The organism is Actinomadura sp. 1N219, from assembly GCF_044326405.1.
Classification (GTDB): domain Bacteria; phylum Actinomycetota; class Actinomycetes; order Streptosporangiales; family Streptosporangiaceae; genus Spirillospora.
The window spans coordinates 19,407-42,127 of record NZ_JBIRAY010000011.1 but is presented as its reverse complement, the minus strand read 5'-3'; the positions used below and the strand labels follow the sequence as shown (position 1 = coordinate 42,127).

The 22,721-nt window shown below is 68.7% G+C and carries 17 protein-coding genes, 1 pseudogene and 1 riboswitch; of the genes and pseudogenes, 16 read left to right on the top strand and 2 right to left on the bottom strand.

Translation table 11 applies throughout. The features are described from left to right. Nucleotides 1-111: 111 nt before the first annotated feature. The 10 genes from ACH35V_RS29370 to lysX all read left to right on the top strand — a co-directional run bounded on the left by ACH35V_RS29370 (nucleotide 112) and on the right by lysX (nucleotide 14,230). Entirely contained in the window at nucleotides 112-405 is a 294-nt protein-coding gene (locus tag ACH35V_RS29370) for a chaplin family protein (RefSeq protein ID WP_395977134.1), read from the top strand. Between the two features lie 933 nt (nucleotides 406-1,338). After that, nucleotides 1,339-2,112 (top strand): ABC transporter ATP-binding protein, encoded by a 774-nt coding sequence (locus tag ACH35V_RS29365; protein WP_395977132.1) that lies wholly within the window; start codon nucleotides 1,339-1,341, stop codon nucleotides 2,110-2,112. Then, nucleotides 2,112-4,628, top strand: coding sequence for an ABC transporter permease (locus tag ACH35V_RS29360; protein WP_395977130.1), 2,517 nt, complete (start codon nucleotides 2,112-2,114; stop codon nucleotides 4,626-4,628). The genes ACH35V_RS29365 and ACH35V_RS29360 overlap by 1 nt, the downstream gene beginning before the upstream one ends. A 121-nt stretch (nucleotides 4,629-4,749) precedes the next feature. Continuing rightward, nucleotides 4,750-5,682, top strand: coding sequence for a Rossmann-like and DUF2520 domain-containing protein (locus ACH35V_RS29355; protein WP_395977128.1), 933 nt, complete (start codon nucleotides 4,750-4,752; stop codon nucleotides 5,680-5,682). An 898-nt stretch (nucleotides 5,683-6,580) separates the two neighbouring features. Beyond that, a complete protein-coding gene (panC, locus tag ACH35V_RS29350; RefSeq protein WP_395977126.1) occupies nucleotides 6,581-7,441 on the top strand; it encodes a pantoate--beta-alanine ligase in 861 nt (286 codons plus the stop codon). After that, on the top strand, nucleotides 7,441-7,857 hold the full coding sequence (panD, locus tag ACH35V_RS29345; protein ID WP_395977124.1) for an aspartate 1-decarboxylase: 417 nt from the start codon (nucleotides 7,441-7,443) through the stop codon (nucleotides 7,855-7,857). The genes panC and panD overlap by 1 nt, the downstream gene beginning before the upstream one ends. A 789-nt stretch (nucleotides 7,858-8,646) precedes the next feature. Further along, entirely contained in the window at nucleotides 8,647-10,773 is a 2,127-nt protein-coding gene (locus ACH35V_RS29340) for an L-aspartate oxidase (protein ID WP_395977122.1), read from the top strand. Next, nucleotides 10,770-11,627: a carboxylating nicotinate-nucleotide diphosphorylase gene (nadC, locus tag ACH35V_RS29335; protein ID WP_395977120.1), complete on the top strand. Its 858-nt coding sequence runs from the start codon at nucleotides 10,770-10,772 to the stop codon at nucleotides 11,625-11,627. The genes ACH35V_RS29340 and nadC overlap by 4 nt, the downstream gene beginning before the upstream one ends. A 14-nt stretch (nucleotides 11,628-11,641) precedes the next feature. Further along, nucleotides 11,642-12,424, top strand: coding sequence for a type III pantothenate kinase (locus ACH35V_RS29330; protein WP_131966103.1), 783 nt, complete (start codon nucleotides 11,642-11,644; stop codon nucleotides 12,422-12,424). Nucleotides 12,425-12,739: 315 nt separating this feature from the next. Continuing rightward, nucleotides 12,740-14,230 (top strand): bifunctional lysylphosphatidylglycerol synthetase/lysine--tRNA ligase LysX, encoded by a 1,491-nt coding sequence (lysX, locus tag ACH35V_RS29325; RefSeq protein ID WP_395977118.1) that lies wholly within the window; start codon nucleotides 12,740-12,742, stop codon nucleotides 14,228-14,230. A 446-nt stretch (nucleotides 14,231-14,676) separates the two neighbouring features. Here the strand turns inward: lysX and ACH35V_RS29320 are convergent, their stop codons facing one another. After that, complete coding sequence (locus ACH35V_RS29320) at nucleotides 14,677-15,759, bottom strand: LacI family DNA-binding transcriptional regulator (RefSeq protein ID WP_395977689.1); 1,083 nt, start codon at nucleotides 15,757-15,759, stop codon at nucleotides 14,677-14,679. A gap of 430 nt (nucleotides 15,760-16,189) precedes the next feature. Here ACH35V_RS29320 and ACH35V_RS29315 point away from each other — a divergent pair, with 430 nt between their 5' ends. Further along, nucleotides 16,190-16,420 (top strand): LuxR C-terminal-related transcriptional regulator, encoded by a 231-nt coding sequence (locus tag ACH35V_RS29315; RefSeq protein ID WP_067902439.1) that lies wholly within the window; start codon nucleotides 16,190-16,192, stop codon nucleotides 16,418-16,420. Nucleotides 16,421-17,223: 803 nt separating this feature from the next. On the opposite strand, the gene ACH35V_RS29310 is transcribed toward ACH35V_RS29315, so the two are convergent. Beyond that, on the bottom strand, nucleotides 17,224-18,150 hold the full coding sequence (locus tag ACH35V_RS29310; protein ID WP_395977116.1) for an NlpC/P60 family protein: 927 nt from the start codon (nucleotides 18,148-18,150) through the stop codon (nucleotides 17,224-17,226). A gap of 108 nt (nucleotides 18,151-18,258) precedes the next feature. Beyond that, a riboswitch (cyclic di-AMP (ydaO/yuaA leader) is annotated at nucleotides 18,259-18,453 on the bottom strand. A gap of 282 nt (nucleotides 18,454-18,735) precedes the next feature. Between ACH35V_RS29310 and ACH35V_RS29305 the strand changes: the two genes are divergently transcribed. The 5 genes and pseudogenes from ACH35V_RS29305 (at nucleotide 18,736) to ACH35V_RS29285 (ending at nucleotide 22,483) form a co-directional block, all read left to right on the top strand. Next, nucleotides 18,736-19,257, top strand: coding sequence for an amino-acid N-acetyltransferase (locus tag ACH35V_RS29305; protein WP_395977115.1), 522 nt, complete (start codon nucleotides 18,736-18,738; stop codon nucleotides 19,255-19,257). Nucleotides 19,258-19,261: 4 nt separating this feature from the next. Beyond that, nucleotides 19,262-20,059, top strand: a complete 798-nt coding sequence (locus ACH35V_RS29300; RefSeq protein ID WP_395977113.1) for an RDD family protein — start codon at nucleotides 19,262-19,264, stop codon at nucleotides 20,057-20,059. A gap of 4 nt (nucleotides 20,060-20,063) precedes the next feature. Next, nucleotides 20,064-20,279: pseudogene (locus tag ACH35V_RS29295) on the top strand (RDD family protein); the annotation flags it as partial. A 471-nt stretch (nucleotides 20,280-20,750) separates the two neighbouring features. After that, complete coding sequence (locus ACH35V_RS29290) at nucleotides 20,751-21,104, top strand: hypothetical protein (protein WP_395977707.1); 354 nt, start codon at nucleotides 20,751-20,753, stop codon at nucleotides 21,102-21,104. A gap of 1,055 nt (nucleotides 21,105-22,159) precedes the next feature. After that, complete coding sequence (locus ACH35V_RS29285; RefSeq protein WP_131966136.1) at nucleotides 22,160-22,483, top strand: Lsr2 family protein; 324 nt, start codon at nucleotides 22,160-22,162, stop codon at nucleotides 22,481-22,483. Nucleotides 22,484-22,721: the final 238 nt, after the last annotated feature.

Below are 22,721 nucleotides of genomic sequence, written 5' to 3'. Positions count from 1 at the left end.
TTCGATCTAGCCGAGAGTAGCTGGGTAGCTACCGTACGCGACGCCGCCTTATCGCGCGACGTCGGCAATTGTCAGATCGGGCCTGCTAAGCCCACGTACGGGAGGACTCTCGTGTTCAAGAAGCTTGCCGCCACCGGCATCCTCGGCTTCGCGGTCGCCGGCGCCGCCCTGGCCTCGACGCCCGCGTACGCCGGTGTCTACGGCGGTGGCCACGGCAAAGGTCACGGCCACGGTAAAGGTCACGGCTCCTTCAACCACAACAAGACCAGCGGTGATCACTCGATCCTGGGCGGCACCCAGGTGATCGCGCCGATCTCGATCCCGGTGAACGTCTGCGGCAATGCGATCGCGGTCATCGGCCAGGCGCAGGCTGGTTGCAAGGGCGGTGCGTCCGTCAAGAACTGAGCTTCATCCTGGCAGGAGCCGGAGGATACGGCTGCTGCACTGCATCGGGATGACATCCATGTGTCCTGATGAACGGGCGTTCGCGCCCATCGCTGAAGCGTCGGAACCCCAAAGGGGTCTCCGGCGCTTCCGCATTACACCGCGCGTTACCGCTGGGCCGTCCTTTCCGGTGTGTGCACGTCCGGTAGCCGTTCACAGCGCATCAGGCAAGTGCCCACGAAGCACGCCTGTGGGTGCCCCGAACACGTCCGCCAAGCACGAAAAGCTCGTTCGGCGAGCGCTCACGAGTGTTCGGCAGGCGTCCACCAGAGTGTTCGACGGTTGTTTATGAGGGTGTTCGTCGAGACGCCCGCGAGAGGGTCCGGCGGGGGGTTCACGAGAACGTCCGGCGGGGGCGTCCATCAGCGCTTTTGGCGGGCGCTCACGAGGAGGCTCGGTGGGTATCCGTTGGCGGGTCAGCGGGTGCCCGCGAGTGTTCGGCGGCCGTCCACGAGTGAATTCGGCGGACGCTCGCGGGCGGGTTGGGTGGGCGCTAGCCAGCGGTGTCCGTGAGCGGTTTGGTGGGTGTCTGCGAGTGAATTCGGCGGACGCTCACGGACGGATTCAGTGGGCGCTGACGAGGGGTATCCACGAGCGGCTCTGGTGGGTGTCTGCGAGCGAGTTCGGCCGGCACTCACGAGTGGGTTTGGTGGGGGCATGCGTGCGAATTCGGTGGGTGCCCATGGGCGTGTCCGGTAGGCGTCCGACAAGGTTCAAGTGGGGCGGTCGGGGCGGTGTCGGTGGGAGGTCGGACGGGTTCGTACGACTCAGGTCGTACGAGAGGGCGGTTCGTAGGCGCGAGGTTGACGGGAATCGTGGCCGCCGGACGGATGGCAGGCGCGGCTCGGCTTTCTAGCGTGGTCACCGTCCTGTCCGAGCCATCGAGGAGTCGCCGTGACCAGCACGTTCACCGATCCGCCTGGGGGAGTCCCGGGGCCCGCAGTGCCGCCGGCCGTCACGGCCGAGGGTGTGTCGAAGGTGTACGGGTCCGGTGACGCGGCGGTCCACGCGTTGCGCGGGGTCAGCGTCGGGTTCGACAGGGGCGCGTTCACGGCGATCATGGGGCCGTCCGGGTCGGGGAAGTCGACGCTGATGCACTGCCTCGCCGGGCTGGACACCGTCACGTCCGGACGGGTCGTCCTCGGCGACGCCGAGATCACCGGCATGGGCGACCGGCAGCTGACGATGCTGCGCCGTGACCGCGTCGGGTTCGTGTTCCAGGCGTTCAACCTGCTGCCGACGCTGACGGCCGAGCAGAACATCCTGCTCCCGCTCGAACTCGCGGGCCGCAAGCCCGACCGGGCGTGGTTCGGCCACGTCGTGGACGTCCTCGGGCTGGGCGATCGGCTGCGGCACCGGCCGAGCGAGCTGTCGGGCGGGCAGCAGCAGCGGGTGGCGTGCGCCCGCGCGATCGTCGCCCGCCCCGAGGTGATCTTCGCGGACGAGCCGACCGGCAACCTCGACTCCCGGGCGGGCGCGGAGGTCCTGGGGTTCCTGCGCGCGTCCGTCCGCGAAATGGGGCAGACGATCGTGCTGGTCACCCATGACCCGGTGGCCGCCTCGTACGCCGACCGGGTGGTGTTCCTGCGTGACGGCGAGATCGTGTCGGAGATCGTCCAGCCGACGCCCGAGGCCGTTCTCGACCGGCTGAAGAGCCTGGGGGCGTGATGCTGAGGACGACTCTGGCGGGCCTGCGCGCCCACAAGCTGCGGTTGCTTCTGACGGCGATCGCGATCACGCTCGGCGTCGGTTTCATCTCAGGGACGTTCGTCCTCACCGACACGATGGACAAGGGCGTCGCCAAGACGTTCGCGCGTTCGGCCGACAAAGTCGATTTCGCAGTGCTCCCCGACGACGACGCAGAGGAGGACCTGAGCGCCGACACACTCAGCCGGGTTCGCGCAGTACCCGGCGTGACGGACGTGCACGGCATGGTCATGGGCGACGCAGCCCTCGTCGGCAAGGACGGTAAGGCGGTCGGCGATTTCCCCACTGTCGGTATGTCCGTGCCGTCCGGGCGGCTGCTGCGCTACGAGTTCGATAGGGGACGTCCTCCGTCAGGCGGCGAGACCGTCCTCGACACCGAATTGGCCGAGCGGGAAGGCTACGCCGTCGGCGATGCGGTGACGATCCTGGACAAGCAGAACCGCCCGCACCGGTTCAACGTCGTCGGGCTGGTCGATTTCGGCATCGACCAGGAGGCGAGCTTCCGCGGTGGCGTGGGCTTCGACCCCGCGACCGCGACGGCGATGACCGGCAAGACGACGTACGCGGAGATCGACGTCGCGGGCGGGAACCGCGCGGCGATCGAGTCGGCCGTGAAGGCGGGAGGCGCCAACGACGCGTCCGCTCGCGTCTACAGCGGCGCGGAGCTGGGGACGAAGCTGGCGAAGGCGGCGGGCGCCGACACGAAGATCATCCGCACTGGGCTGCTGATCTTCGGACTGGTCGCGATGCTGGTGTCCGCCCTGGTCATCTACAACACGTTCGCCATCCTGATCGCGCAGCGGATGCGGGAGATGGCGCTGCTGCGCTGCGTCGGCGCGACCCGCAGGCAGATCTTCGGCGGCGTCCTGGTCGAGTCCGCGGTGGTCGGGCTGATCGGTTCGCTGCTGGGCCTCGCCGCCGGCGTCGGCCTCGGCGCGGGCGCCCTCGTCGGGATCAGGCAGTTGGACGCCGACCTCGCCACGACAGGACCGTCCGGGACGTCCCTCGCCCCGCGGACGATCGTGATCGGCCTCGCGGTGGGCGTCATCGTGACCGTCGTGTCGGCCCTCCTGCCGGCCCGCGCGGCGACCCGCATCGCGCCCGTCGCCGCGCTGCGCTCGGAACTGGAGCCGGGCAGCGGACGGTTCCGTCTCGGCAGGCCGCGCACGGCGATCGCTCTCGTCCTCGGCCTCGCGGGCCTGGCCATCGGGGCGCTCGGCTCGCTCGCCATGCCGAAGGGCCAGGCCGCGATGTTCGTGGTCGCGCTCGCCGGCGGCGTGTCCTTCCTCGCGGTGATCGCGATGATGCCAGCGCTCGTCCGGCCGCTCGGAGGGTTCGCGGGCGCGGCGCCGGCGCGGCTCGGCGGCGTGCCGGGACGGCTGGCCGTGGCCAACGCGCAGCGCGCTCCCCGCCGCACCGCGACCACCACGATCGCGCTGACCGTCGGCGTCGGGCTGATGAGCCTGTTCGCGGTGATCGCGGCCAGCGGGAAGGCGACCGCGACGCACAAGCTGGAGGAGCAGTTCCCCGTCGAATTCCAGATCCGGACGCAGGACTTCGAGGGGACCGTCCCGCGCGCGCTTGCCAGAACACTGCGCAACCGCCCCGAGGTCGCCGATGTCATCGAGATGCACCGGCAGGAGACCAAGGTCGCAGGGAAGGACGAGGACGTCGCCACCATCACCGCGTCCGCCCTAGGCGCGATCGTGAAACCCGAGATAACGGAAGGTTCCCTGGATGCGGCACAGAAGCCGGGCACCGCCATGGTGGACGCCGACACAGCCAAAATCCGCGGCCTGGCCATAGGAAAGACCGTCCAGATGAAGACCGCGCAAGGCGCCACCCCGGTGAAGATCACGGCGGTCTACGCGCCGGGCACCGGCCTGGACGGAATCGTCGTCCCCGAACCCGACTTCACCCGATACTTCAGCGCCCGCGACCCGGCGGCGATCTACGTCAAGACCCATGACGGCGTGCGCGCGTCCGATGCCCGCAGGGCCGTGGAGGGCGCCGCGCAGCCCTACCCGGCCGCGAAGGTGACCTCCAGCGCCGAGTTCAAGGAGTCGATGACGAAGGCCGTCGACATGATGCTGATGATCTTCGGAGGGCTGCTCGGCCTGGCGATCGTCATCGCGCTGTTCGGCATCGCCAACACGCTGACCCTCTCCGTCGTCGAACGCACCCGCGAGTCGGCGCTGCTGCGCGCCCTCGGCCTCACCAAACGGCAGCTCCGCCGGATGCTGTCCGTCGAAGCGCTGGTCATGGCCGTGATCGGCGCGCTCACCGGGGTCGTGCTCGGGGTGGCGTTCGGGTGGGCGGCGACGAACGCGATGGCCTCCGACTCCGTCTTCTCGCTGCCCTACCTGCAGGTCGCCGCGTTCGTCGTCCTCGCGGGCCTCGCCGGGACGGCCGCCGCCGTGATGCCCGCGCGGCGCGCCGCGAGAACGTCCATCGTGGAGTCCCTGTCGCATGACTGAATGGGGTGCGGGACGGCGACCGCCGCCCCGCACCGCCACCCGCCGGGCGGCGTGCCCCGGACCCGCGGGTACCCTGGTTCGCGCACGTCCGGTACCTACCTGTGAGGACTGGAACGAACCGATGGACCCACACGTCACGCCTCCCTTCGCCGCGCCCGGAAACGGGCCGGAACCGACGCCGGAGGACAGGCCGGCGCGGCTCGCGGTCGGCGTCGTCGGCGCCGGCCGCGTCGGCACGGCGCTCGGCGCCGCGCTGTCCCGCGCCGGCCACCGCGTGATCGCCGTGACCGCCGTGTCCGAGCGGTCGCGGTCACACGTGGCGGAACGCCTCCCCGGCGCGGACGTCGCGACCCCGCCCGAGGTGGTGGCGGCCGCCGACCTGGTGCTGCTGACCGTCCCGGACGACGAACTGCCTGAACTGGCGTCCGGCCTGGTGTCCGCAGGCGTTTCGGTCACGGGCAAGCTCGTCCTGCACACCAGCGGGCGCTACGGAACCGCCGTCCTCGACCCTCTCACCCGCGCCGGCGCCCTCCCCCTCGCCCTGCACCCGGTCATGACCTTCACCGGACGTCCGGACGACGTGAACCGGCTCGCCGGCATCTCGTTCGGCGTCACTTCTCCCGAGCCGCTGCGCCCGGTCGCGGAGGCGCTCGTCGTGGAGATGGGCGGCGAACCCGTCTGGATCACCGACGAGATGCGCCCGCTGTACCACGCGGCCCTCGCCGGCGGCGCGAACCACCTGGTCACCCTGGTCGTCGAGTCGATGAACCTCCTCCGCACCGCCGGCGTCGCCGAACCCGGCCGGATGCTCGGCCCCCTCCTCGGCGCCGCCCTCGACAACGGCCTCCGCCTGGGCATCGACGGCCTCACCGGCCCGGTCGCCCGCGGCGACGCCGGAACCGTCTCCGACCACGTCGACGAACTGGCCAAGGTCTCTCCCGAAAGCCGCCGCGCCTACATAGCCCTGGCCCGCCTCACCGCCGACCGCGCCCTAGCCGCCGGAATGCTCAAGCCCGAGGACGCCGAACGCCTCCTAGAAGCCTTGGCCGACTGACCAGGACAAGAACCGTGCACCCAACCCACACCGAACCCCCAACCTCCGCCGACAACCCGCCACCCGTCCACCGCCCCGGCCGTGCAGAAGGCCCGGCACCCACGGGAGTCCGAGCCTCCACCGCCCCCCTGACTTCCGCTGGACACCCGGCGTTCCCAGCAGTCTCGGCGCCCGCGAGCATCCTGCCGCCCGTCAGCACCCAACTGCCGCCGGAAACCCCGACACCCGCAGGAAATCCGGCGCTGGCAGGAAGCCCGGCACCCGCGGGTTACTCGGTCTCCATTGGCACCCCCGCCTCCACCCGGAACTGGGTGTTCGTCGGCCCTCCAGCGCCTGCAGCCGGTTCGGTGCGTGCAGGCTGCTCGGGCTCCGGCAGCGATGCGGGTCCCGCAAGAGGTTGGGCACCCCCTGGTAGCCCGGCGCTTCCGGCCGGCTCAGGGCCCGCGAGTAGCTCAGCTCTCGTCGGCAATCGGTCGCCTGTTGGGAAACCGATGCTCGTCCGCAGCCTCGCAATCGCGGGGAGCCCGGCGCCTCCCGGATTCTCGGCCTCCACTGATACCCCGGTATCCGCCGGGAGCTGGGCTTCCGTTGGGGTCCCGGCGCTCGCGCCCGGCTCGGCGCCCGTAGCAAGCCCGGCGCTCGCAGCAGCCCCAGAGCCCACGTGTAGCTCGGCCTTCGGTGGAGCTCAGACCTCCACCGGCATCCCGGTGCTCGCGGGAAACCCGGTGTCTAGGGCTGGCTCGATGCGTGCAGGCTCTGTATCCAATGGTGGCCCGGTCTCTGCTGGAAGCTGGGCGCCCGCTGGCGGCTCGGCCTCTGCGGGTAGGTCGGTGCCTGCGGTGAGCTCGGCGGTCGCCGGGGTGAGGCATCAAGGTCTAGCGGCAGTGGAGGGGACATCGTGACACCGACGATCACCCGGACACGGGACGAACTGGCTGAGGCCCGCTCCAGGATCAAAGGGTCCCTGATGCTCGTCCCGACAATGGGGGCGCTGCACGAAGGCCATCGCTCCCTGATCCAGCAGGCCCGTCGAAGCGCGGACGCGGTCGCGGTCAGCATCTTCGTCAACCCGCTTCAGTTCGGCCCGGGTGAGGATTTCGACCGCTATCCCCGGACGCTCGCCGCCGACCTTGAGATCTGCACCGCCGAAGGCGTTGACCTCGTCTTCGCGCCGCCCCACTCGGTGATGTATCCAGACGCTCCGCAAGTCACGATCAAGTCGGGTCCCATGGGTGAGATCGTCGAGGGAGCCACCCGGCCGGGCCACTTCGACGGGATGCTCACCGTCGTGCTGAAGCTGCTCAACCTCGTCCGTCCCGATGCGGCGATCTTCGGTGAGAAGGACGCGCAGCAGCTCGCGATGATCCGCCGGATGGTCGCCGATCTGAACGTCCCCGTCGAGATCGTCGGCGGCCCGACCGTCCGGGAGCCGGACGGCCTGGCCCTCTCGAGTCGCAACCGCTACCTCTCCGAGGCCGAACGCCAGACCGCCCTCGCCCTGTCGCGCGCCCTCCAGGCCGGCGCGGACGCCACCTCCGAAGGGCCCGAGGCGGTCATCGCTGCGGCGAGCACCGTCCTCGACAAGGCCGCGACCGCCGACCCGCCGCTCCTCATCGACTATCTCGTCCTGGTCGACCCCGCGACCTTCACCGCGATCACACCCCCCTACGTGGGCTCGGCCGTCCTGGCCGCCGCCGGCCGTGTCGGCGCCACCCATCTCATCGACAACGTCCCCCTGCAGTTCCCCGAGGAGCCCTGATGTTCCGGACGATGTTCAAGTCGAAGATCCACCGCGCCACCGTGACGCAGGCGGACCTGCACTACGTCGGCTCGCTGACCATCGACCAGGACCTCATGGACGCCGCAGACCTGCTGCCCGGCGAGCAGGTCTCGATCGTGGACATCGACAACGGCGCCCGTCTGGAGACCTACTTGATCGCGGGCGAACGCGGCTCCGGGGTCATCGGCATCAACGGCGCCGCCGCCCGCCTCGTCCAGCCCGGCGACCTGGTCATCATCATCAGCTACGCCCAGCTCACCGACGCCGAGGCCCGCGCGTTCGTCCCCCGCGTCGTCCACGTCGACCGCTCCAACAAGATCATCTCCCTGGATTCCGACCCCGCCGCCCCCGTCCCCGGCACCTCCCAATCGCGCGGCGACCGAACCCACCATTAACCCACCCACCCAACTCAAGGCCGAGCCCACCAGCCCACCACCCTCGTCCAACTCCACTCTCCCCGGACGTCCCTCCCGCCGGACGCACATCTCCTCGGACGCCCACGCTGCCGGACGCCCACGCTGCCGGACGCCCATGCGCCGGACGCGCATCTCCTCAGACGCCGATCCCGCCAGTCGCCCACATCCCGGACGCCGTGTGGTCTGATGCCGTGCCGGTCCGGCGAAGCGCCCGTCGATGGATGGGGTTTGCCCCGAGCAACGGGCTCGCCCTTAGGTAACCCACCTCGCGTTGATGCAACGACCTCGCTCGTCTCGGCGCCTTCATCTCGGCGCAGCGACTCGCTCGGCATGGCGACCCCGTCCGGCGCGGCGACTCGCTCGGCACGGCAACTTTGTCCGGCACGGGGACCTTGTCCGGCACGGGGACCTCGTCTGGCACGGGGACCTCGTCCGACGCGGCGACCTCGTCCGACGCGGCGACCTCGTCCGACGCGGTGACCTTGCCCGGCGTGGGACCACGCTCGTCTTGTTGGTGGCCTCTGGCGTAGCGGCCTCGCCCGATGTTTCGAGCTTGCTCGGCGCAACGAGGGTGTTCAGCGCAGCGGCCTTGTTGGGTGTGGTGACTTTGCTCGACGTGGCTGCTCTTTGGGCCGGGACGTGGTCGCATCCTCTGGGCTGTGGGTGGTGGTCCGGTTGTGTGGGGTTTGTGTGGAATGTGGGGGGGCGGGCGTTCGGGTGGAGTGGAGTTAGGGTCATAATGACGAGAACCGACCCCGAGGAGGGTTCATGATCCCTTCCGTTCTCGCCGCCCCCGAGCCCGGCTGGACCACCGAGACCGATGTCGTCGTCATCGGCTCCGGTATCGCGGGCCTGGTCGCCGCGTTGCGGTGCCGTCCGCATGGGCGGGTGCTGCTCGTCACCAAGGCCCTCCTGGACGCGGGGTCGACCCGATGGGCGCAGGGCGGGATCGCCGCGGCGCTCGCGCCCGACGACACCCCTGAGGAGCACTTCGTCGACACCCTCACCGCTGGTGTCGGCCTGTGCGACGAGGGCGCTGTCCGGGCCCTCGTCAACGAAGGGCCGGACGCGGTCCGCGGGCTCATCGAACTCGGTACCGCATTCGACCGTTCCAGCGGTGGGGACATCGCGCTGACTCGGGAGGGCGGCCACCACCGGCGTCGGATCGCGCACGCGGGCGGGGACGCGACCGGGGCGGAGATCAGCCGAGCGCTTCTCGCCGCCCTCAAGGACTCTGGTGTCGAGGTGATCGAGCATGCGCTCGTCCTCGATCTGCTGAAGGACGGCACCGGACGCGCGGCCGGGGTCACCCTCCATGTCATGGGCGAAGGGCAGCCGGGCGGCGTCGGCGCCGTCCGTGCCCGTGCGGTCGTGCTCGCCACCGGAGGGCTAGGGCAGGTGTTCTCGGCCACTACGAACCCCGAGGTCTCAACAGGCGATGGTGTCGCGCTCGCGCTACGGGCGGGGGCCGATGTCGCCGACCTTGAGTTCGTCCAGTTTCATCCGACTGTGCTGTGGCTCGGCGAGGGTGCGCGCGGGCAGCAGCCGCTGATCTCGGAGGCTGTGCGGGGCGAGGGCGCGTACCTCGTCGATCACTCGGGGGAACGGTTCATGATCGGACGCCACGAACTCGCGGAACTCGCTCCGCGTGACGTCGTCGCCAAGGGCATCATGAACCGGATTCGCGAGACCGGTGCGTCCCACATGCTGCTGGACGGACGGCACCTTGGCACCCCGATGTGGGAGAACCGGTTCCCGACCATCCTGGCCGCCTGCCGGAACTATGGCATCGACCCCGTGACCGAACCGATCCCGGTCGTGCCCGCCGCTCATTACGCGAGCGGGGGTGTCCGCACTGACCTGCACGGACGGACGTCCGTCCCCGGCCTCTTCGCCTGCGGGGAGGTCGCCTGCACCGGCGTCCACGGTGCGAATCGTCTGGCGTCCAACTCGCTGCTGGAAGGTCTCGTCTTCGCCGAACGCATTGCCGCCGCCCTTCAGACCGAACTGGAGTCGACCTCCCGTCCCCTGGTGGTCGGGGGTTCCTCGTCCTCAACAAGTGACCCGTCCGCAGTAAGCCACCCACCCACGCCTGTTGGCATGGCATCGACGTGCGCGTCCGTAACCGTCCTGGCGGACCCGCTCGCCCCAGATGGATCTTCTGTGGGCGTGATTGGCGGGGGTGCTCGTGGGCTGGCTGGGGGAGTGGGCATGGTGGGTGCCTCCGGTGGAGTTTGCGGGCTTCTTGGGGCTGGGGCGCGGGAGGAGATCCAGCGGATCATGACGACCTATGCGGGCGTGCTGCGTGGGGCGGAGGGGCTTGAGATCGCTGCCCGTGAGCTGGCCGCATTGCCTCGGGCGGGTGCGGGCACCAGGCCCGAGCCGCGTGCGGAGTCGGGGCCTCAGCCAAGGCATGAGCCGGGTGCGGGCGCTGGGCCTGAGCTGAGTGCGGAGTTGGAGCCTCAGCAAAAGTCTGAGCCGGGTGTGGAGGCCGGGCCTGAGGCGAGTGCGGAGTTGAGGGCTCAGCCAAGGCCTGAGCTGGGTGCGGGCGCTGGGCCTGAGTTGAGTGCGGAGTTGGGGGCTCAGCTAAGGCCTGAGCTGGGTGCGGGCGCTGGGTCTGAGTTGGGTGCGAGGTTGGGGGCTCGGCCAGGGGGCGAGTTGGGTGTGGAGGCGGTTGTTGAGCCGGGTGTGGAGGCTTGGGAGGCGACCAATTTGCACACTGTCGCGTCCGCGATCGTGGCGGCGGCGCGGCGGCGGGAGGAGACGCGGGGCAGCCACTGGCGGCAGGACTTTCCCGAGAGACGCGACGACGAATGGCGCGGCCACCTGATCGCGCGGCTGGAGGGGAACGTCCTGACGACCACCTACGAACCTCTGGAAGGAAAGCGCTCATGACACCGGAACTGTCGCAGAAGCTGAGCGACGCCGGGCTCGATCCACAAGCTGTGGATAACCTCGTCCGGACGGCGCTGGCCGAGGACGGCGAGGTCGACGTCACCAGCATGCCGATCTTCGCGCCCGAGGACACCGCCGCCGGGGACCTCAGAGCCCGCGAGGACGGCGTCATAGCGGGCGTTCCCGTGGCGTGCGTCGTATTCGACATGCTGGACGTCGCGTACGAGGCGAAGGTCGAAGACGGGGATCGGGTCGTCCCCGGGCAGGTGCTCATCTCGGTGAGCGGCCCCACCAGGGCGGTGCTCCGCGCGGAAAGGACGGCCCTGAACCTGCTGACACACCTGTCTGGAATCGCAACGGCCACCCGGAAATGGATGGACGCTATGGCCGGCACTAAGGCGAAGGTCCGTGATACGCGGAAAACGCTGCCGGGCCTGCGGGCACTGCAGAAGTACGCCGTGCACTGCGGAGGTGGCGTCAACCACAGGATGGGCCTATACGACGCCGCGCTCATCAAGGACAACCACGTCGCGGCAGCCGGAAGTATCACTAAGGCCTATGAGTCCATCCGCGCCGTGTATCCGTCCCTCCACATTCAGGTGGAGTGCGACACCCTCGCGCAGGTCGAGGAGGCCCTCGCGGTGGGCGCGCGAAGCATTCTGCTGGATAACATGACCGACGCCGAGATGGCCGAGGCGGTGCGGCTTGTCGCGGGGCGGGCGGAGCTTGAGGCCAGCGGTGGGCTTACCCTGGTTCGGGCCCGAGACGTCGCCGTGACCGGCGTGGACTACCTTGCCGTCGGCGCGCTGACGCATTCGGCGCGCGTGTTCGACATCGGCCTTGACTTCACCTGATCAGCGGGGACCTGATGCTGCTCACCATCGACGTCGGCAACACCCAGACTGTCCTCGGCCTGTTCGAGGGCGACGAGGTGATCGAGCATTGGCGGATCAACACCGATCCGCGCCGCACCGCCGACGAGATCGCGGTGGTCCTGCAGGGGCTCGTCCAGCAGAGCCCATTGCTGGCCGAGACCGACATCAGCGGCATCGCACTGTGCTCTACGGTTCCGTCCGTCCTGCACGAGATGCGGGAGATGTGCCGCCGCTACTACGGCGACGTGTCGGCGGTGATCGTGGAGCCGGGGGTGAAGACCGGCGTCCCCGTCCGGATGGACAATCCGAAGGAGGTCGGCGCGGACCGTATCGTGAACGCGCTGGCCGCCGTCCACACCCATGGCGGTCCCGCGATCGTCGTCGACTTCGGCACCGCCACCACGTTCGACGCCGTGTCCGCGAAGGGTGAGTATGTGGGCGGCGCGATCGCGCCCGGCATCGAGATCTCGATCGACGCGCTGTCGTCGCGCGGCGCTCAGTTGCACAAGATCGAGCTGGTCAGGCCGCGGAACGTGGTGGCCAAGAACACCGTCGAGGCGCTGCAGTCCGGGATCATCTTCGGCTTCGCCGGGCAGGTGGACGGCATCGTCGAGCGGATGTCCGAGGAACTCGCCACGGACCCCGCCGAGGTCACGGTCATCGCCACCGGCGGCCTCGCGCCCCTCGTCCTGGAGGAGTCCCGCAGCATCGACGCGTTCGAGCCGTGGCTCACCCTGATCGGCCTGCGCCTGATCTACGAGCGCAACACCGTCTAGGCCCCCGGCGTGACCGCCACGCTGGCCTGATCGTCACGCCCGACCCGATTCGTCTCACCCGGCGTGAGCGTCTCGCCCGATCTGATTCGTCTCACCCGGCCTGAGCCTCTGACCCGGTCTGAGCGTCTCGCCCGGTCTGAGCGTCTCGCCCGGTCTGAGCGTCTCGGCCAGTGTGATCGTCACGGTCGGCGTGAGGGTCGGGTGTGGTGCGGTCGGCTTGTGCACGGTGTGGGCGTCTGGCTCTGGTGCGAGGCCGTTGGGGTTGGGCGGTAAGTCGTTCGCGGGGCATCGGACGGGGTGGATAGCCTTTGGGGCGTGACAGACGAGACCTTCGACGAGCTCCCGGAGCAGATGCGCGTGCGCCGGGAGAAGCTCGACCGGCTTCGGGCGAGCGGAATCGACCCCTACCCGGTGACCTTCCCGCGGACGGCGACGATCGCCGACGTCCGCGCGAAACACCCGGACCTGGAGCCGGGCACCGAGACGGGCGAGAAGGTCGGCGTCACCGGTCGCGTCATGCTGATCCGCAACACCGGGAAGCTGTGCTTCGCGACCGTCCGGGACGGCTCCGGCGAGATCCAGATCATGCTGTCGCTCGCCAAGGTCGGGCAGGAGCAGCTCGACGCCTGGAAGCGGGACGTCGACCTCGGTGACCATGTCGGCGTCGAGGGCGAGGTCATCACGTCCCGGCGCGGCGAGCTGTCCATCATGGCGGACCGGTTCGCGATCACGTCCAAGTGCCTGCGCCCGCTGCCGGATAAGCACGCGGGCCTGACCGACCCGGAGGCGCGGGTCCGGCAGCGGTACGTCGACCTGATCGTCAACGACGAGGCCCGGAACATGGCCCGGCTCCGCAGCGCCACCGTCCGCGCGGTGCGGGACTTCTGGCATGACGAGGGGTATCTCGAAGTCGAGACGCCGATGCTGCAGCCGATCCACGGCGGCGCGACGGCGCGTCCGTTCACGACGCACATCAACGCTTACAACATGGACCTCTATCTCCGGATCGCGATCGAGCTGTATCTGAAGCGGCTCGTCGTCGGCGGCATCGAGAAGGTCTTCGAGATCAACCGGAACTTCCGGAACGAAGGTGCGGACTCCACGCACAACCCCGAATTCACCATGCTGGAGACGTACGGGACATACCTCGACTACAACGACATGGCAGACCTGACCCAGCGGATGTACCAGAAGGCGGTCGTCGCCGCCCTCGGCACCACCGTGGTCGTCCATGACGGCGTCGAGGTCGATCTCGGCGTGCCGGAGTGGCCGCGGATCACGCTGTACGGGTCGGTGTCGGGTGCGCTTGGCGAGGAGGTCACGCCGCACACGCCGCTGGAGGACGTCCGGAAGCTGGCCGACGCGCGCGGTGTCTCGTGGGATCCGAAGTGGGGGCAGGGCAAGCTCGTCCAGGAACTGTTCGAGGAACTGGTCGAGCACACCCTCGTCCAGCCCACGTTCGTCATGGACTACCCGGTCGAGACCTCGCCGCTGACCCGCCAGCACCGCGAGGAGCCTCTCCTCACGGAGAAGTGGGACCTCATCGGCTTCGGGACGGAGCTGGGCACCGCGTACTCGGAGCTCATCGACCCGGTCGAGCAGCGCCGCCGCCTCACTGAGCAGTCGCTGCTCGCCGCGGGAGGCGACCCCGAGGCCATGCAGCTGGACGAGGACTTCCTGCGCGCCCTGGAGTACGCGATGCCGCCCACCGGCGGAATGGGCGCCGGCATCGACCGGATGATCATGGCGTTCACCGGCAAGGGCATCCGCGAGACCATCCTCTTCCCGCTGGTCAAGCCCGAATAGGCAAGCCGGAAGGCCGCCGCGTGGCAGCGCGGTGACCGGCCGGCGTCGCTGATACGCCGCCATGTAGGCGCGCATCGGCCTCGTAAGCGCGGCTTGGCCGGCGTCCGCCTACTGATCGAGCGTGCCGCACTGTGTGCGCCAGGAAGATCGCCCGCGTCCTCGGCCCGATCGCGGCCGCGGCCCGCTCCGCCGTGGTGTTGCCGGGACGCCCGCAGAAGCCTTTGCTGATCGGACTGGACGAGCGCGGTGATCAGATCGTCCGCTGGGCGGCTGTGCGAGGGCTGCGTTTGTTCGAGCGGGGCGGAATCGACCCCCGCTGTTTGCCGACCGGTTCCTGGGTGCGGCATTGCCCTCAGTATCGGTTGGGCAAGAGGCCAGAACGGGCCATGGTCCGCCAGAAAAGGAGCGGTCCATGGCCCGCGCGACGGCCGGACGGTCGAGCGTTTTCAGGCGCTTTCACGAATCACGAGGTCGGGTCTCAAAACCACCTGGCGGTGTTGATGGGACTTGCCCTCGCCTATTTCGGCCAGGGCGAGTTCAGCGGCCTCCCAGCCGAGTTCACGGCGGGGCTGCCGGATGGTGGTGAGCGGCACGGCGGCGCTCGCGGCGAGTTCGATGTCGTCGTACCCGATCACGGCGATGTCCTCGGGGACGCGGGCGCCGAGACGGATCAGCTCGTTGATCAACCCGATCGCGAGCAGGTCGTTGGCGCAGAACACGCCGTCGGGCCGCGGTGACATCGCCATGATCTCGTGGGCGGCGGCCTGTCCCTCGCCGGGGCTCAGCGCCTCCTGGATCAGGGTGGGGGGCTTTCCGAAACCGGCCTCGACGATCGTGCGGGCGGCGCCGTCGCGGCGTTCGACGCAGGGCTGCGGCTCGGGGACGCCGGTCACGAACGCGATCCGTTCGCGGCCGATGCCGAGCAGGTGCGCGGCGGCGATCTCACCGCCCGCGACGTGGTCGACCTGGGCGGAGCAGACCTCGTTGGCGTCCCGGTCGATCAGCACCACGCTCATCCCGGCGGCGCGGAGCTGGGCGATGTCGCGGGAGCCGAGCCCGACGGGGATGATCAGGACTCCGGCGGCGTTCTGCTCCTCCAGGAGTTCCACGGACCGCCGCTCCTTGGCGGCGGAGTGGTCGCTGGAGAGCCAGAGCGCGTCATGGCCGAGGGCGTTCAGCGCGGCCTCCGCCCCCCGGGCGACGTCGGTCGCGTACGGGTTGGTGAGGTCTTCGACGACGACTCCGAACGCGCGGCGGGGCTCGTCGCCGAACTCGCCGGCGGTGCGTTCGGGGCGTCGGCGGAGCCGGCGAGCGGACTCGTTCCGGACGAATCCGAGCTCCTCGATCGCCGCGCGAACACGGTCACGGGTAGCTTCGGCCACGAGGTCTGGCCGGTTTAGGACATTCGAAACGGTCCCAACTGAGACTCCAGCACGTCTCGCGACCTCACGAATACTGGTCTGTGGCAACTCGCTCCTCGTCCCGTCCCAGGCTTGTTTCCCCAGGTAGTGGAGTTTTGCATAGTGCATCCGCGAATGCGTGGTCACAGACCGCGATCATCGGCGCGCACATTGCACTGAACCAGCGCTTGACGGGCCGGATCCGGCCGCCTAGCGTTCCGAGCCGAAGCGTAGCTTGAAACGATTCACGATCTTCGACCACGGCGAGATCTGGCGAGTCCAACGAGAAGGGACGGGTGCGGATGGCTGGCGATCTCATCCCGTCTCCCTCGGATTGCCAACGAGTGAATCGTCACCCGGAGTTCCCCCGAACGACCCCGCAATCGGCCCAACGGCCACCTCCGGCCAAGCGCGCAAAACAGAAAAGGAACCCGATGATCTGAGTCCGGAGGGGCTCCGGACCCGGCAACCCAACGCGCGTACAGATCGAGGCCAACCCGTGCCTGTGCAGCGGACGGCTGCATCCCCGCGGTCATCACCACGGACGAGGGAGGACGGAGTGGAACAGGCCACACTCGCACGTCGTGGCACCGACGATTTCGGGCTGAGCGAGGAAGAGATTCGGCTGCTCGCTCAGATCGCCAGCGGTGTCACCGCCGATGTGGCGGCTCGCAAGCTGGAGTTGAGCGCACGGACCTTGCGACGCCGGTTGCGGACCATCTGCGACCGGCTGGAGGTCAACACCCCTATCGAGGCCGTGGTGTGGGCGGCCCGAAGGCAGCTCATCTAGCGGCAACCCCCAACGACGCTCGTCCGGGGACGGCGAGCGCCACGAGAATCCAGGCGGAGAAATCTTCGGAAGAACCCCCGTCCGACCCCGCAGCGGCGGCGCCCGCGCCCTGACAGGTAGGTCCCTGCAGGAGGCGTCGCCGCGGACGGTGTTCAAACCACGCCGTGGATCTTCTCAAGCACGCCCTCGATCTTTTCGACACCCGTACACACCCCGGCTGGGACGTCATCGATGACGCGCGGCCTCAGGCCCGCCCTCCGCTCCGTGGAGGGAGCGACCTAGGACGGCTTCAGAGTCCGCCGTGACGGCTGTCAAGCGGCCCGCACGGGAGCGCTCAGGGGCATCTACCGAGCGCCGTGAGCCGCCCGTGCTGAGAAATTCAGGGCCCCTCGTTCTGACGGGGCATCGAGGACGTGGATGCGTCCGTTCAGCGAGCCTTCCGAACCCGCCATCCGTCTGCGTCCGCCCTGCCAACGCTCGTAGCGCGCCTCCGCGGACAGCTCCGTGTATGGGCATCAGCCGCCCAGCCAATTCCGTAGGACGCCCAAGCGGGCACACCCGAACGCCCGGTTCGCGTGCCGGGCCCTGGGGCCGTTCGTCCTGTGGCGTCCTTGACTACCTCGTGCGATGGACGGGGCCGGTCGGTTGCTAGGGCGTCCGGGCGGCGCCGGGTGTTAGTGGACGTAGAAGGAGCCAGGGTCCTTGACCGCGCCGCCCCTTTGCGGGGCCGTGCATGGCGTCCCCGAGGTTCGTCGTCTCCAGGGCGCGCGCTGTCGGACGGGTTGAATCGGCGGTCTTCGGGGTCAGGCGACCCGGACGGCGCCCGCGTACGGACGTCCGGATATGGGGGCGATCTTCACAACGTCGCCGGTGTGGGGCGCGTGCAGCATCTTGCCGCCGCCGACGTACATCCCCATGTGGTGCAGGTCGGAATGGAAGAACACGAGGTCGCCCGGCTGAAGTTCGCTGCGCGATACGTGGGTGCCGGCGTTCCACTGGCTGCCGGTGTAGTGCGGCAGGTTGATGCCCACCTGCTTGTAGGCCCACATTGTCAGGCCTGAGCAGTCGAAGGAGTTCGGCCCGGCGGCGCCCCAGACGTACGGGACACCGATCTTGCTCATCGCGTACCGCAGCGCTTGCGCGCCCTTACCGGTGCCGACGACGGGGAGCTTGGCGAGCTGGGTGGGGTCCCTCTTGACGAGCTTGCCGCGGACCTTCTCGTAAGTTTCGGTGACCTTCTTGCGCTGCGAGTCGAGTTGCGTGCGCAGCGCCTGCACCTGCTTGGCGCGCTCTTCGGCGGACTTACGGGCGCGCTGCGCGGCCTGCATCGCCTGCATCAGACCGAGGACTTTGCTGCTGTCGCGCTTGGCGAAGTAGTTGAGCGTGGCGGCCTGGTCGAGAACGGACTGCGGGTCCTGGGAGGCGACGAACGACACCGCGGGGTCAGAGCCGCCCTGCATGTAGCTGGTAGCGGCCAGGGAGCCGACCTTCTGGCGGATGGTCTCGAGAGACTTCTCCTGCCGCTGGGCGTTCTCTGTGGCGACCTTGGCGGCGCGCTGCGACTGGGCGAGCTTGACCTTCAGCCCGTTGTACTGCTCGGTGAGCTGCTCCAGCTCGTCGGCCAGCTTAAGGGCCTTCGTCCTGAGTTCCTTCGTGGACGGCTCAGGCTCGGCGTGCGCCACAGCGGTCGTGTGCGGCGCGACCGAAAGGACGGCGAGGGCGCCGGCCACGGTGATCGCCCGGACGCGGAACCGGGTCGTCCTCCGGCCCGGTGCTGGCTGCGGGGAGCTTGAACGAGCAGATCTTGAAAGGGAAACAGGGCGCGATGGCTCCACGAATTCTCCTCTCCTTGTCCGCCTACCGAGTTAGCTGACGGGTTGGGGCTGGAGCAGCCCGTCCGCTGGCGCGCGCGGAAGTCGGTTCCACGCGGGCTGCGGATTCACCCCTCACGGCAAGAGCCCGGGGGCGATCCCCGAACGATCCGGAAGTGGGTCCCCGGCTCCTCGGGGCGCTGGTTGCGGCCCGTGGACTCGGCGGTTCGGCCTCCGTCCTGCGGTAGGCCGATGTCAGCGCAGGACACTAACGGAAGCCGCATTAGATGCCAACCAGAACCTGAGAAATCGCAGGTGGCGACGCCCGTCAGCTCCCGTCCACGCGCCGCGCTCCCCGGGCGTCCGTGTGTTCTTGCTCACTTTTCCGGATGCGCTATGGGCAATGCCTAGTCGGTTTTATCTAGTTACACGGGATGGATGCCGACGCATGCACCGACCCGCCGACAGTTGTTAAGGCGCCACGTTCGATAATCTCGCCTGTTTGTGGAGGTCGTGATCCGGCGAGCCCGTACCGCCGACGTTCAAGAGATCCGCAGGCTGGTCGATCTGTACGCCGGGTCGGGACGACGCCTGCTGAAGAAGTCCGCGGTGAAGCTGTACGAGGACGTCCAGGAGTTCTGGGTCGCCGAGGACGTGCAGCACGGGACGCCGGGACGGGTCGTCGCCTGCGGCGCGCTGCACGTGATGTGGGAGGACCTTGCGGAGGTCCGCTCCGTCGCCGTGGACAAGGAGTACGGCGGCCGTGGCATCGGCCACCGAATTGTCACCCGTCTGCTGGAGAACGCTAGGGAACTCGGCGTGCGGAGGGTGTTCTGTCTTACCTTCGAAGTGGAGTTCTTCGCGCGCCATGGCTTCCAGCAGATCCTGGGGACTCCGGTGGCGCCAGAGGTGTACGAGGAGCTTCTCCGCTCCTACGACGAAGGCGTTGCAGAGTTCTTGAACCTCGATCGGGTCAAGCCCAATACGTTGGGCAACACCCGGATGTTGCTTCGCCTGGAGGACTGACCCGATGAGCGATTCCCCGAACCGCGGACGGCGTTACCCGCCGCAGCAGGGGCAGGGCGCCTACGGCCCGCCGCCCCCGTACCAAGGTCCCCAATGGCAGCAACCTCAACAGCAGCCGCAGAGCCAGCCTCAGCAGCAATGGCAGCAGCCTCAACAGCAGACCCAGCAGCAGTGGGGGCAGCAGCCGGGGTACAACGAGCCGTACGACGCGTCCTATGACGAGTACGGCGGCGGTGAGATGCCGCTGGCTCCGATACTTCGCCGCGCAGGGGCGCGCCTCATCGACAACGGGCTCGTCGCGGTCTTCGGGTTCGCACTCGTCCTGCCGATCACGATCGGTGCGTTCGGCCTGGGCAAGCCAGGCAGCAAGACCGAGGACGAGGGGGGTGTGTGGAACTGGCCCATCATCTTCACGCTCTTCTGCGTCCTGTCGGTGCTGCCGCTGCTCTATGAGGCCGTCCAGCTATCCATGTCTGGACGGACGCTCGGCAAACGCATCATGGGCATCGGGATCGTCCAGGCGCCTGGCGGGGAACCACTGACCACTACGCAGGCCATCTGGCGCGCTGGAATCGTCCATGTGGGTTACCAGATCGGCGTGTTCTTCTTCCTCGTCATAGCGGTGATGGTGTGGGACTACGCCGCGTACGGGATGGTGCTGGTCTGGGCGGGTGCGCTGATGGCGTACCTGTGGGCGATCTGGGACCAGCCCCTGCACCAGGCCCTCCACGACCGCTTCGCCGGGACACTGGTCATCGACGAGCGAACCGGATACGACGAGTACACCGAACACGCGGAGTAAGCCCGTGCGGGAGGCAACGCTCGCGGAGCCGGGCCAGCGCCTCCTGGCCCGCATCGTCGACACCCTCATCGTCGGTGTGCCTGTCATCGTCGTCGTCCGCGCAGTGGTGTCCGGGCCCACGGTGGACGTCGTCGCTCCACCAGCCTTGGCCGGATGCATGCTGCTCTACGAGGCGATCCAGCTCGCGCTCTGGGGCCGGACAATCGGCAAGCGCGTCGCCGGAATAGAAGTCGCTATCGCCGTCCCAGGCGCGCCCTTCGCATCCACATCCAGAAAGACGGACGCTGAGGCAAGCTCTGAGCCGACCTCAGCGACCTCAGCGCGCTCAGCGGCCGCTGCTGAGGCCGGTACCGGGACGGACGCTGAGACGGCCGCTGAGGCGTTCACAGAGACCGCCATCGGCGCGGCCGACGCGCCGAACGCCCTCCAAGACCCTGAGACGTCCCCTGCGGCTGGCGCCCTACCGCAGCACGGGCGGGGCGCTGGGGCCGCCTCTGTGGAGGCTTCTGAAGCTGGGCAATCTGGCCCTGCGGGAGGGCTTGCGTCAGAAGCCGGGCCAGAGCAAGCGCCAAGCGGTGAGCTGGCGCAGATGCGTAACGGCGGGCTTGGGCAGCCGACGGGCGGCGGGGCGTGGCCAACGCAGGGTGCTGAGATCGGGGCTGTGTCGAGTTCTGGTCCTGGGGCGGGGTCGATGTCCGGCGATGAACCGGAGCAAACTCAGGGGCTTGAGGCGGAACCGGAACTCGGTGCCGATCTACGGAAAGGGCGAGAGGGCGACGCTGAGCCAACGCCGGATTCCGAACCGGACGGCGTGCTGATCAGTGAGCAGGCCCGTCTGGACGTTGTACGCGCCGTTGTGCGCGCCGCGGTCTATTCGCTGCCGATCGCGGCCCGTCCGATTCCCGTTGCCGGGTTGCTTGCCGGCATCTTCTGGTTGGCGAACGCGGGGGCCCTGTACGAGGGCACGCGCCGCCAGGCCGTCCATGACAGGCTCATCGGGACGCTGGTGGTAAAACGCCCGCCTCCTGATTCATCGGCCTTCTGAGATCCTTCTCGGCGTCCTCGTCCGAACTGAGGGACGGCTGGGCCCGGTGCCCGTCGCACTCGCGATCCCTCGGCGAGGGTAGTAGGGCATGTCCGGCCATACCGGCTTTCGTGGAGATGCTCGCTCTGTTTCGGACGTCCCGCGTTCGGGCTGCTATTGCCAGTTCGCTCAGGTTACGGACCCGAATCGGGGTGAGATGTGTCTCGTCCCGGACGCGTCCTCCGCTTTGAGAGCCGCTTCCGTGTCCCGGGTCCTTCGCCCTGGGTCCCGGCCGACATAGGACACCGGACTTACTCCGTATGGGACACCGTCTCGCTTGGAACGGGCCTTTCCCTCCACGTACGCCTCTGCATCGAAGGAGTCCACCGCCCGGCGTCGGGACGTCCCCCGGACGCGGGTTGAAGAAGTGGGAGGTAGGCGGATTGTGTCGCAATCTCCTGATTTCGGGATGGGGAGTACCGGCTGCTTCCACGCGGAGAGCGCGGTCGGTGACTTCCCGTCACGAAGCGGCGGCAACAGATTTCGGTGGGAGCCGACCGGCCGTTATCCATCCACATCGCCCGGCGGAGGCGGTGATCAGCTCCCGGGCCGGGTCCCGGCGGGTCCCGGCGGCATTCCTGCTCGCGGCGTGGTTAGTGCCGTTACGGCCGAGTTAATCGGTGGCAGCGGTGTCCGTGAGCCCCGGCTGTTAAGGTCGCCCGCACGGCCTTTTAGGCCCGGACGGCTCGTCCGCCCGAAAGCCGAGCCGTCCGCGAGCCGGGGCCAATGCTGAGGCATCGATGCAGGTCAGCGGGGTGTGTCGAGACAACGACCCCGCCCGAAATCCTTGCGGCGGTTCCGTCTGACGAAAAATTCGAGGGCTGCGTCCGGCATCCCCTGGCGCGACGCCGGACACGCCGGAAACGACGACGCGATTACACCCGGTCACGGCCTGGAAGACGACTTCGCCGGGCAGTGCCGGTTCCAAGGACGGCGGCGGAATTGTCATCGGCGCACTACTCGGTATATGTTTGTCAACCGAATGCAGTTTGCTCAAGCCGAAAGGGTCTGTCCCCATGGCACAGAAGGTTCAGGTGCTTCTCGTCGACGACCTCGACGGTGGCGAGGCGGACGAGACCGTAGCGTTCTCGATCGACGGCGCCTCCTACGAGATCGACCTGAGTGGCGCCAACGCAACGAAGCTGCGGGATTCTCTTAAGCCGTTCGTGGAGAAGTCGCGCAAGGCGGGTACGGGGTCGCGTCGCCGCCGGCAGCGTGGCGCGTCCAGCCGCGAGCGCAGCGCTGAGATCCGCGCCTGGGCCAAGAACAATGGCATCAAGGTCAATGAGCGCGGCAGGATCCCGGCACATGTGATCGAGCAGTACGAGGCGGCCAACTGACCCTCAGCCACCGGCGGCCCGTCTCAGTTCGCGAGACGGGCCGTTCGCCTGCGGGCTCGTTCACTGTTCGCTTCCGCCGTTCACTCGGCCGGTTCTCCCGCGCCCCGTTCCTCTGGCCCGTTCGCTCAGCCGAGTTCGGCCCGAGTTCGCCTGTGTCGGTTTGCCTGTGTCGCCGTTACCGAGCTCGTTCCCTCGGCCTGTTCCTCGCCTCGTTCCCTGACTCCGATTCCCCCGCCCG